The 11,503-nt window shown below is 68.6% G+C and carries 10 protein-coding genes; 2 read left to right on the top strand and 8 right to left on the bottom strand.

What is annotated here, in order from left to right:
• Window positions 1–156: 156 nt before the first annotated feature.
• Complete coding sequence (locus CCR87_RS09865) at window positions 157–468, top strand: hypothetical protein (RefSeq protein ID WP_201157359.1); 312 nt, start codon at window positions 157–159, stop codon at window positions 466–468.
• Between the two features lie 71 nt (window positions 469–539).
• Here the strand turns inward: CCR87_RS09865 and CCR87_RS09860 are convergent, their stop codons facing one another.
• The 6 genes from CCR87_RS09860 to CCR87_RS09835 all read right to left on the bottom strand — a co-directional run bounded on the left by CCR87_RS09860 (window position 540) and on the right by CCR87_RS09835 (window position 8,070).
• Window positions 540–1,319 carry a DUF2189 domain-containing protein gene (locus CCR87_RS09860; protein WP_201157358.1) on the bottom strand — a complete coding sequence of 260 codons (780 nt, stop codon included), beginning with the start codon at window positions 1,317–1,319 and terminating at the stop codon, window positions 540–542.
• 59 nt (window positions 1,320–1,378) lie between these two features.
• Complete coding sequence (gene pstB, locus CCR87_RS09855) at window positions 1,379–2,188, bottom strand: phosphate ABC transporter ATP-binding protein PstB (RefSeq protein ID WP_201157357.1); 810 nt, start codon at window positions 2,186–2,188, stop codon at window positions 1,379–1,381.
• A gap of 11 nt (window positions 2,189–2,199) precedes the next feature.
• Entirely contained in the window at window positions 2,200–3,978 is a 1,779-nt protein-coding gene (pstA, locus tag CCR87_RS09850; protein ID WP_201157356.1) for a phosphate ABC transporter permease PstA, read from the bottom strand.
• Window positions 3,979–3,994: 16 nt separating this feature from the next.
• A complete protein-coding gene (locus CCR87_RS09845) occupies window positions 3,995–6,661 on the bottom strand; it encodes an ABC transporter permease subunit (protein WP_201157355.1) in 2,667 nt (888 codons plus the stop codon).
• Between the two features lie 71 nt (window positions 6,662–6,732).
• Complete coding sequence (locus CCR87_RS09840) at window positions 6,733–7,704, bottom strand: PstS family phosphate ABC transporter substrate-binding protein (protein ID WP_201157354.1); 972 nt, start codon at window positions 7,702–7,704, stop codon at window positions 6,733–6,735.
• Between the two features lie 183 nt (window positions 7,705–7,887).
• Entirely contained in the window at window positions 7,888–8,070 is a 183-nt protein-coding gene (locus tag CCR87_RS09835; RefSeq protein ID WP_201157353.1) for a CTP synthetase, read from the bottom strand.
• Between the two features lie 131 nt (window positions 8,071–8,201).
• On the opposite strand from CCR87_RS09835, the gene CCR87_RS09830 reads away from it, so the two are divergent.
• Window positions 8,202–8,477: a hypothetical protein gene (locus CCR87_RS09830; protein WP_201157352.1), complete on the top strand. Its 276-nt coding sequence runs from the start codon at window positions 8,202–8,204 to the stop codon at window positions 8,475–8,477.
• 5 nt (window positions 8,478–8,482) lie between these two features.
• Here the strand turns inward: CCR87_RS09830 and CCR87_RS09825 are convergent, their stop codons facing one another.
• Both CCR87_RS09825 and CCR87_RS09820 read right to left on the bottom strand, forming a co-directional pair.
• Window positions 8,483–9,949: an inorganic phosphate transporter gene (locus CCR87_RS09825; protein ID WP_201157351.1), complete on the bottom strand. Its 1,467-nt coding sequence runs from the start codon at window positions 9,947–9,949 to the stop codon at window positions 8,483–8,485.
• 94 nt (window positions 9,950–10,043) lie between these two features.
• Window positions 10,044–11,483 (bottom strand): AMP nucleosidase, encoded by a 1,440-nt coding sequence (locus CCR87_RS09820; protein WP_201157350.1) that lies wholly within the window; start codon window positions 11,481–11,483, stop codon window positions 10,044–10,046.
• Between the last annotated feature and the right edge of the window lie 20 nt (window positions 11,484–11,503).

The following is an 11,503-nucleotide window of genomic DNA, read 5'->3' as shown; positions in this document are numbered from 1 at the left end:
CCCCGGCGCCCCGGCACATGGCCGCTGGCGGGCCCTGGCGTGGCAGGGATGCTGCGCAATGCAACGAAATCGCACCGAAGGCGCCGCAAGCTCGCCCCAAGATTGACAGACCCCCGTCCCACCGGCATCGTTCATGCTTCTGGACAGGAGGCGGATATGAAGCGGTTTCTTTTGATCATGACGGCGGCGGGCCTGACGGCCGCAGGGTCCATGGCGGCAGCACAGTCGATCGCGCCCGAATGCGCGGCGTCCGCGGCCGCGGCCGGGATGGAGCAGGGCTATGACATCGCCTTTGACGCCGAACGTGGTGTCTGCGTCGCGGCGGTGTCGGGGTCCGATGCGGTGGTGTCCAGCCAGGGGCAGGTCCTGGCGGCCGGCGCGCTGGGCGGCGTCGGGGTCACCGGCGCGGTGATCGTCGGTTTGGCCGTGACGACCTTTGTCGCCGTCTCGACCACCGGCGGCACCTGAACGTCACCGCACGGCACAAGGAAAAAGGCCCCGCGCAGGACGCGGGGCCTTTTTTTCAGGCGCACGCGCCCTCAGCCCTCCGAGATGGCCCGCCGATACAGGTGCCACGTCGCATGCCCGAGGATCGGCAGCACCGCGAACAACCCCAGGAACAGCGGGATCATCGCCACGAACAGCAGTCCCGCGATCAGCGCGGCCCACTTCAGCATCACCCGCGGGTTGGCCTGCACCGTCTGGGCGCTGGCGATCATCGCGGTGACGAAGTCGACGTCGCGGTCGAGCAGCATCGGCAGGCTCATCACCGTGACGGTGAACAGCCCCAGCGCCACCAGACCGCCGATCGCCGTACCCACGACCACCATGGCCATGCCCGGCGCGCTGAACAGGATGCCGATGGATTCAAAGCCGATGCCGCTGCGCCCCAGGAAGATCGCGAAGATCCCGCGCGCCAGGATGATCCAGAACCCGAAGGCGATCAGCGTGCCCACCGCCATCAGCGCCAGCTGCCCGTCCCCGCGCCCGCGCAGCGCCGCCAGGATCGGCCCCCAGGACAGCGGCTCGCCGGCCTCGCGCCGGCGCGAGACCTCATAGAGGCCGATCGCCGCAAAGGGAGCCAGCAGCGGGAACCCCGCCGCGATGGGCAGAAAGAACGCGGGCTGGCCGCTGGCGAACAGCCCCAGCCACAGCCCCATGCCGCCCACGACATAGAACAGTGAGAAGAACAGGCCGAAGATCGGCACGGCCTTGAAGTCGGCGATCCCGGCCCGCAAGGCCGCGCGCAGATCGTCCTCGGTCAGGTTGGTCGCTGCCACCGGGTGGGCAGCGGGCGCATGTACGGCGTTGTCGATCATGGGGGGCCTCCTCTCCGGCATCCACGATGACAAAGCGCAGTCTCCGGCGCAAGCTTTGATCAGCCAAAGCGGCCCGACACGTAATCTTCGGTCTGCTTCTTTTTCGGGTTGGTGAAGATGGTGTTGGTGTCGCCGTATTCGATCAGCCGGCCCAGGTACATGAAGCCGGTATTGTCCGACACGCGGGCGGCCTGCTGCATGTTGTGGGTGACGATGACGATGGTGTAGTGGCCGCGCAGCTGATGGATCAGCTCCTCGATCTTCAGCGTGGCGATGGGGTCGAGGGCCGAGCATGGCTCGTCCATCAGCAGAACCTCCGGGTCCGACGCGATGCCGCGCGCGATGCACAGGCGCTGCTGCTGGCCGCCCGACATGCCCAGCGCGCTTTCCTTCAGGCGGTCCTTGACCTCGTCCCACAGCGCGGCCGAGCGCAGCGCGCGCTCACATGTCTCATCCAGGACCGAGCGTTTGGTCACCCCGTCCACCCGCAGCGGATAGACCACGTTGTCATAGATCGACATCGCGAACGGGTTGGGCTTCTGGAACACCATGCCCATGCGCTTGCGCAGCGCGATCACGTCGACGCCGGGGCCGTAGATGTCGAAGTCGCCCACCTGGATCTGCCCGTCGATGCGCAGGTCGTCGATCAGGTCGTTCATCCGGTTGAGGCAACGCAGCAGCGTGGACTTGCCGCAGCCCGACGGCCCGATCAGCGCCGTGACCGAGCCCTTCTGGATCTCCATGTTGATGTCATGGAGCGCCTGCGACTTGCCGTACCACAGGTTGAAGTCCCGGATATCCAGCGCGGAGCCTTCGGCGCTGCGGCGCAGGTGATAGACGGTCGGCTCGGGGGCGGTGGCGGTGGTCATGGTGAAACCCTTCAGAATTGCCCGCCGGCGTAGCGTTTCTTCAGCCGGTTGCGGATGGTGATGGCGGTGGCGTTCATCGTCACGATCAGCGCCAGAAGCAGCAGCGTGGTGACGAACACCATCGGCTTGCCCGCCTCGGAGTTGCGCGACTGGAAGCCCACGTCGAAGATGTGGAACCCGAGGTGCATGAAGCTGCGATCGAGGTGCACGAAGGGAAAGAAGCCGTCGATGGGCAGCGCGGGCGCCAGCTTGACCACGCCCACCAGCATCAGCGGCGCCACCTCTCCGGCACCGCGGGCCATCGCCAGGATCATGCCGGTCATGATCCCCGGCAGCGCCTTGGGCAGCACGACATAGCGGATCGTCTGCCACTTCGACGCGCCACACGCGAGCGAGCCCTCGCGCATCGAGCGCGGCACGGCCGACAGCGCCTCCTCGGACGCCACGATCACCACCGGCACCGTCAGCAGCGCCAGCGTCAGCGACGCCCACAGGATGCCCCCCTTGCCAAAGGTCGGGTTGGGCAGCGCTTCGGGGTAGAACAGCTGGTCGATGGAGCCGCCCAGCGTGTAGGCAAAGAACCCCAGCCCGAACACCCCATAGACGATGGATGGCACCCCGGCGAGGTTGTTGACCGAGATCCGCACGATCGACGTCAGCCGCCCCTGCGCCGCGTATTCGCGCAGATACAGCGCGGTGATGACGCCGAAGGGGGCGACGAAGATCACCATCAGCAGCGTCATCGCCACCGTGCCGAAGATCGCCGGCAGCACGCCGCCCTGGGTGTTGGCCTCGCGCGGTTCGGTCGACAGGAACTCCCACCAGCGCGACAGATAGATGCCCAGGCTGTCGATGGGGCCGACGGTGTTCGCGGCATAGAAGCGCACGATCTGGCTGAGCTCGGTGTCGACCTGGCGGCCGCCGACGTCCTCCAGCACGACGCGGTGGCGGCGGTCGACCTCGCGGATCTCCGCGACGCGGGCCTGGAGGGCGGCGAACTCCTGCTGGAAGCCGGCGATGTTGGCCTGCGCCTCGGCGATCAGGGCCTCGGCCTGGGGGCTGCCTTCGCCGTGGCGCAATTCGGCGCGGCGGATCGCCAGGCGCTCCTGCTCGATGCGGTGGTTGAGGGCGCCGATCTCGGAGCGCTCGATCCGGCGCATCTCGCGGAAGCGGTCGCGGGCGGCAGATTGTTCGCGCTGCATCAGGTCATGGTCAAAGGCGCGCTGCTGGCCGTCGATGGTCAGCCCGGCGACGCGGCCGACAAAGGTGCCCCACTGCTGCCGCTCGAACAGATGGAAATCGGGCGGAAAGGTGATCTCGGCGACCTCGAAGTCCGACACCCAGCGGAAGTCGTTGCCATGCAGGTCGAAGTTGGCGGTCTTGTACAGCGTCCGGTCCGAATACCCCTCTTTGTCGGCGATGAAGGCGCGCTGCGCGTCGCTCAGCGTCGTCAGAACGGTGTCGCCCGGCCGGTAGCGCCCCGACCGCGTCGGCTCGCCCGCGATCACGGTGCCGTCGCGCAGTTCGACCTGGGCGATGGGTTTGGGCCAGAAGGTGGAAAACCCGTTCCACGCCACCATCGCAAGGAACGCCGCGATCAGGATGATCCCCAGCGCCAGCGCGCCGCCAAAGGCCCACAGCGCGGGTTCCCCCACCGCCGACAGGTCGGCCGACAGCACGCGCACGCGCCGGCCGCGGGCGGTGCCGCCCTCCACCGTCTCGCGCGCGACGGTTCCGGCGGCACCTGCGGCGCCCGAGGGCGGGAACTTGGGGTCGAGGATGTCGGTCATGGTCGCTGCCCCCGGATCAAAGCTGGAATGCGCGCTTGCGGAAGCGCTGGCGGATCAACTCCGCAATGGTGTTGAGCACGAAGGTCATGATGAAGAGCGTGAGCGCCGCGAGGAACAGCACGCGGTAGTTGGTGCCGTCCTTGACCGCCTCGGGCAGCTCGATGGCGATGTTGGCCGACAGCGTGCGCAGCCCGGAGAAGATGTTCCACTCCATGATCGGCGTGTTGCCCGCGGCCATCACGACGATCATCGTCTCGCCCACGGCGCGGCCAAAGCCCATCATCAGCGCCGAAAACACCCCCGAGGCCGCCGTCGGCAGCACGATCCACATCGCCGTCTGCCACGGCGTCGCCCCCGTCGCGAGGCTGCCCGCCCGCAGATGCCCGGGCACCGAGTTCAGCGCGTCCTCGGTCAGGGTATAGATGTTGGGGATCACGGCAAACGCCATCACGAAGCCCACTACCAGCGCGTTGCGCTGCTGATAGCTGTCGACGAAGCCGCCGCGCGGATCATACCCCACCAGCGTCAGCACCGATGCCACCGCATAGCTGAGCACGAACGCCCCCAGCAGCAGCACCAGCCACCGCAGCGCATCCAGCCGGCCGGCCTCGTGCCGGGCCATGGACCGCATCCGCCCGCGCCAGAATTCCCCCATCACCCGCCGGAAGCCCCACGCCACGGCCATGTAGGACAGCGGCAGCAGGATGATGAACATGAACGGCGTGCCGGTGCCGATGCGCCCCGTGGTCCAGGCCTTGAAGTCGCCGTCGAACAGCGCGCTCTCGAACCACGGCCCGGCGCGGTAGGCCAGCCACGCCGTGATCAGGATCGACATCGCCATCAGCGCGAATTTCGGCAGCCCGTCATAGCGCAGCACGATGCGCGGCGGCAGCGCCTGCCAGGCAAAGGCCCCGACCATCAGCCCCAGCGGCACCGCGATGAAGCCCAGCAGAACCGCCGCGATCCATTCCTCGACAAAGGGCGCCAGCACAAGCGCCGCGATGAAGCCCAGCACCACCGTCGGCAGCGCCTCCATCATCTCCATCATCGGCTTGACGGTTGCGCGCACCCGGCCATGCACGAATTCCGAGGTGTAGATCGCCGCCATCAGCGCGATGGGGGCGGCAAAGATCATGGCATAGAACGCGGCCTTCAGCGTGCCGAAGATCAGCGGCACCAGCGAATACTTGGGCTCGGCCAGGTCGGTGCCGGCGGTGGACTGCCACACGAATTGCGGCTCGGAGTACCCCTCGTACCAGATCCGGCCGAACAGCACGCCCAGCGTGACCTCGGGGTGGCTGTCGCGGTACTGCCATGCCTCGACCTCGCCGCCCTGGCTGACCAGCATCACGCCGTTGGAGCGCGGAAAGATCATCGCCGTGGACGGGGTGGTCACATCGCCCGAGCGCGCAAGCTCGAACAGCACCCGATCCGAGGTGGAGTGATAGACCCAGACGTTGCCGTCCGCGTCCACGGCCGAGAATTCCTTTTGCCGCTGCGCCTCGGAGAGATCGACGATCGCGGCGGGCATCGGGGTGTGCTCGCGCGCGCGGACCAGCTCGCGTCCGTCGGTGGTGGCGTCGGTGCCGGTCTGCAGGCGGAAATACACGCCCACCGACCCGTCCTCGCCGCCCACCACCAGCGATTCCTCGCCGCTGAGGAAGGTCATCGCCGTCACCGCCACCCCCTCCGAGGCGACACGCCGCTGCTCGGCCAGGCTGGGATTGTCGAAATTGCGCAGGTCGTAGCGAAATACCACGCCGTCATCGGTGGCCACGATGGCCCGGTCGGCGCTGCCCGACAGCAGGATCCCCGTCACCGAAACGCCATCCGCCAGGCCCAGCGACGGCAGCTCCACCGTGGTGGTGTCCACCGTCTCGGCCCCCGTCATCATGTTGACGGTGACGCGCGACCGGCTCACGCGCAGCACGCCCGCGGCATCGACGGTGGCAAAGGACAGGGTCGGCCGCTCGCGCGTGCCGCCGATACGGTAATCCAGCGCCACGATGGCGCTGTCGGAAATCGCCTGGCTTTCGCCCAGCGACACAACCGGCGACAGGGTGCGGAAATCCCCCGTGCCCACCTCGGTAAAGACCCGGCCGTCCAGTTCCCGGTCGCGCGCGTCCAGATCGCGCAACCCGTCGGGAAGGTTGCGCCGCGACGTCGTCGTGGATGCAAAGCCCACCTCGGCAAAGCGCACGGTGCCGTCGTCGAACCCGAGCGCGATGCGGTCGCGCGCCAGCGTCCCGGCCACGGCGGTGACCTCGGCGCCGTTGAAGTCCCATTGGGTGCGGGCGATCTCGGTGCCGGTGGGGATGTGGAAGGTGATCACCCGCCCCTCGGCCGCGACAACGGTGCCGAGGGTCTGGAATTCGTCTCCGTTGTTCCAGATCGTGTCCTGCCGGGTGTCGAGCTGGTAGCGCACATTGCCCAGGATCTCACCCCCGCCCAGCATCGGCGCGACCACGCGGAACAGGAACACCATGATGCCCAGCACGGCCACGATGACCATCAGGCCGCCGATGGTGATGACCCATTTCGCCACCTTCTCGCCCAGCTTGACGCTGGCGCGGGTCTTCATGTCGCGCTGGCGCAGGCGGCTGGCGATGGCGTCGGAGGACTGCTGCGCCCGCAGTTCGGTGCCATAGTCGTCAGAGTGGCCGCCGGGGGTGGTGTCGGACATGCTGTCGCCTCCGGAAAAGGACGTGTGGCCGGGGCGATGCGACTCGCCCCGGCCGATGGACGCTCGGATCGTCAGTCGGCGATGCCGAACAGCTCCAGGTCCTGCTGCGCCACCGCGTTGACGACCGGGAAGAAGCCGGCGCGCAGCACGTCCGCCTGGCCCTGCTGGCTGTAGACGTAGCGCACGAACTCGGCCCGCAGCGGGTCCATCGCCGCGTTGGGGTCGACGTTCATGTAGACGTAAAGGAACCGCGCGATCGGATAGAAGCCCATCGCCGCGTTCTCGCCCGTGGGCTCGTAGCAGGTGCCGTCGTCACCGGAGATGGCGATGGCCTTCACGTCCGCCGTGGCATAGCCGATGCCGGAATAGCCGATGCCGTTCATGTCCGAGGCGACGCCCTGGATCACGGTCGACGACCCCGGCTGCTCGCGCACGTCGCTGCTGTAGTCGCCGCCGAACAGCGCAACCTCGCGGAAGTAGCCATAGGTGCCCGAGGCCGAGTTGCGGCCGTAGGTCGCGATCGGGCGGTCGGCCCACTCGCCGTCCAGACCGGCCTCGCCCCAGGTGGTGATCGCCGCATCGGCGCCGCCCGCACGGGTCGACGAGAAGATGGCGTCGATCTGCTGGAGGCTCAGGCACTCGATCGGGTTGTCGCGGTGCACGAACACGCCGATGGCGTCGATGGCGCCGCGCATCGGGATCGGCTCGTAGCCGAAACGGGCCTCGAACTGCTCGATCTCGGTGCCGCGCATCGGGCGCGACATCGGGCCGAACTGGGCGGTGCCTTCGACCAGCGCGGGCGGAGCGGTGCCCGAACCGGCGCCCTGGATCTGGACCGCCACGTTCGGATAGAAGCCACGGAACCCTTCGGACCACAGCGTCATCAGGTTGTTCAGCGTATCCGACCCGATGGACACCAGGTTGCCCGAGACGCCCGAGGCGGCCTCGTAGGTGGGCAGCGCGGGGTCGACGGTCATCTGGGCGAAGGCCGGCGCCGCAATCAGCGTCGACGTCGCCGCAAGCATGGCAGCGGTGCGTTTCATATCCACTCCTGTCGTTCCTTGACCGCGGACGCCGCGGTCTGCGCCGTCCCTAGGCGCGCTGTACCTCAGCCAGACGACAGTTTTGTGAAACCTGCGTAACACGGCCCCAATGCAAATGCGGCGCCCCCGGGATGGGGACGCCGCGCACAAACGGAGACAGCGAGGGGCCGGCCGGGGCCGGGATCAGGCGTCGGCCAGGCGGCGCGCCAGCAGCCAGCTTGCCGGGATCGCGGCGACCAGGCCCAGCGCCGCGGCCACCACGATGGGCGTGAGCGTATCAAGACCCGCCACCAGAGCGGCGACGATGGCGACCCCCATGAAGGTCACGGAGACGATCGAGAACATCAACAGTGCAAGGCGGGTCATTCCATCCTCCATTCGGTGCGCATGCCCCGTCTGCATACACCGGCATCCCGAACCCGACGTTGATCTGGCGCAAGCCTGCGGGGCGGCGACGTGGTAAACTGCGGGATCGATCCGCAAGGGGGGACACCGTGATGATCAGCCTCGACGACATCGAAGACATGACCTGCCTGACCCGCGCCGAAATCGCCGCCATCGCCGAGCACGAGCACCTGCCGGAGGTCAACGCCTCGGCGCTGGGCGAGTATCTGATGCACATCCACAAGGGCCCGCAACGGGTTCAGCAGATGATCTGCGAGGATGTCCGCGACGCGCTGCACCGCGATGACCTCGACCACGCGCGCGCGCTGTTCGCCACGCTGCGCGCCTTTGTGGCCGCGCACCCCGAGGCGCTGCGCAACACCGGCTGATCCCGTCAGAGAGTGATTCGGTCCAGCAACAGGAACACGCCCGCCGACACCACCGCCGAGGCCGGCACGGTGATCACCCATGCCGCGAGGATGGTCAGGAAATGCGACCGCCGCACCAGCTTGCGGCGGGCGCGCTCCTCCACCGGGAGGGCAAGCGCGCCGCGATCCTTGCGCAACACACGCTCGGCGTACCATTCGCGAAAGAAGCCGACGCCGAAGATCCCGCCGATCGCGATGTGGGTGGAACTGACGGGCAACCCCAGCCACGACGCAAGGATCACCGTGATCGCGGCGGCCAGCGCCACGCACCACGCCCGCATCGCGTTCAGCTTGGTGATCTCGGAGCCGACCATGCGGATCATCCGCGGGCCGAACAGCATCAGCCCCACCGACAGCCCCACCGCGCCGATGGCCATGACCCACAGCGGAATCGCCGCGCCCGCGCCGCCGCCGCCCTGCACGGCGTGCACGATGGCCGCCAGCGGGCCGACGGCGTTGGCCACGTCGTTGGCGCCATGGGCAAACGACAGCAGGGCTGCGGCAAACACCAGCGGCGCCGCGAACAGCGCCTTGAGCGAGCGGTTGCGGTTCTCCATCCCCGCCGACCTGCGCGCCACCACCGGGCGCATCACCAGCGCCGTCGCCACCCCGGCCAGACCCCCGATCCCCAGCGCCACCGGCAGGCCGACCGACACCACCCGGTTCAACCCCTTGATCGCCATGTAGACCGTGAACGTCCCCACCATCACCCCGATCAGCACCGGCACCCACACCCGCGCCGCCGCGATCTTGTCGGGGACATGGATCACGCGTGCGTTCAGGAACGCCAGGAACCCCGCCGCGATCACCCCGCCCATCACCGGCGAGATCACCCAGCTGGCCGCGATCATGCCCATCACCGGCCAGTTGACGGCGCCGAACCCCGCCGCCGCGATCCCGGCCCCCATCACCCCGCCCACCACCGAATGGGTGGTCGACACCGGCGCACCCAGCCACGTCGCCAGGTTGATCCACAGCGCCGCCGCGATCAGCGCCGCCATCATCGCCCAGATGAAGGTCTGGTTGTCCGCCAGGCTTTCGGGCGCGACGATCCCGCGCGACACGGTGCCCACGACCTCGCCGCCGGCCAGCAGCGCGCCGGCGGTCTCGCATACGGCCGCGATGACCAGCGCGGCGCCCATCGACAGCGCCCGCCCGCCCACCGCCGGACCCATGTTGTTGGCCACATCGTTGGCGCCGATGTTCAGCGCCATGTAGGCCCCGATCACCGCCGCCGCGACCACCACCAGCCCCAGCGGCTGGCCGCCGGTAAAGACGCTCGCGCCGATCCCCACCACGACCATGAACGCCAGCGCGATGCCCGGCGCCACCAGCGGGCGGGCCACCGCCTGCGTCGCCATCTCCAGCCGTCCGATCCGGCCCAGGTCGGTGTCGAGGGTCTTGAGCGTCCGCGGGTCGGAGGATCTGCGCATGGGGGCCGCCACTCCGCGTCAGGGGCTCGGGGATGCGATGTCACGAAAACGTCGCAAACGCCCATAGCGGCGATGCACCCGCACGGCAACCGGATCAGAGGAAGGCGGTCTCCTCGAAGCTGCGCAACTTGCGGCTGTGGATACGCTCCAGCGGCATCTCCCGCAGACGTTCCATCGCGCGCACGCCGATCTGCAGGTGGCGCGCGACCTGCGCGCGATAGAACTCCGACGCCATGCCCGGCAGCTTCAGCTCGCCGTGCAGCGGCTTGTCGGACACGCACAAAAGCGTGCCATAGGGCACCCGGAACCGGAACCCGTTGGCGGCGATGGTGGCGCTTTCCATGTCCAGCGCGACGGCGCGGGACTGCGACAGGCGCTGCACCGGGCCGGACTGGTCGCGCAGCTCCCAGTTGCGGTTGTCGATGGTGGCCACGGTGCCGGTGCGCATGATGCGTTTCAGCTCGAACCCCTCCAGCCGGGTGATCTCGGCCACGGCCTCCTGCAGGGCGATCTGGATTTCCGCCAGCGCCGGGATCGGCACCCACACCGGCAGGTCGGCGTCCAGCACGTTGTCCTCGCGCAGATACGCGTGGGCCAGCACGAAATCGCCCAGCCGCTGGGTGGTGCGCAGCCCCGCGCAATGGCCCACCATCAGCCAGGCGTGCGGGCGCAGCACGGCGATGTGGTCGGTGGCGGTCTTGGCGTTCGACGGCCCCACCCCGATGTTGACCAGCGTGATGCCCTGCCCGCCCGGCCGCGTCAGGTGATACGCCGGCATCTGCGGCAACCGCGCGGGCGTGGGCAGCGGCGCGTCGCCCCGCCCGATCACCGCATTCCCCGGCCCCACGAAGGACGTGTAGCCGCTGTCGGGATCGTCCAGCGCGGCCCGGGCAAAGGCCTCGAACTCGTCGACATAGAACTGGTAGTTGGTGAACAGGACGTGGTTCTGGAAATGCTCCGCGTCGGTGGCGGTGTAATGCGCCAGCCGCGCCAGCGAATAATCGATTCGCTGCGCGGTGAACAACGCCAGCGGCATGGTGCCGTCGGGGTGGCGCAGACGCTCTCCGTTGACGATGTCGTCGTTGGTGGTGGCCAGGTCGGGCACGTCGAACACGTCCCGCAGGGAAAACGCGCCGCCGTCCTGCGGGATCGCGAACTCGGCCCGGCCCGCAAGCGCGAAATGGATCGGGATCGGGGTGTCGGACGCCCCCACCACCACCGGCACGCCGTGGTTGCGCAGCAGCAGCGCGATCTGCTGCTCCAGGTATCCCGCGAACAGATCCGGCCGGGTGACGGTGGTGGCATAGCTGCCGGGCTCGGTCACATGCCCGAAGGACAGCCGGCTGTCGGCGGCGGCATAGCTGGTCGTGGTCAGCCGTACCTCGGGGTAGAAGGCGCGATAGCGCGCGACGGGGTGGCCCTGCGCCATGGTGCGGGCGAACCCCTCGGCCAGATGGTCGGTGGCGCGGGCGTAGATCTCGCGCAGGCGCGCGACCGCGGCGGCGGCGTCGCCAAAGGCCTCGGGGGCCGACATCTGGGGGGTATGGACGGGCA

The organism is Rhodobaculum claviforme (assembly GCF_016653255.1).
Classification (GTDB): domain Bacteria; phylum Pseudomonadota; class Alphaproteobacteria; order Rhodobacterales; family Rhodobacteraceae; genus Rhodobaculum; species Rhodobaculum claviforme.
The sequence above is the reverse complement of the archived record's forward strand: the minus strand, read 5'-3'. Positions and strand labels throughout refer to the sequence as shown.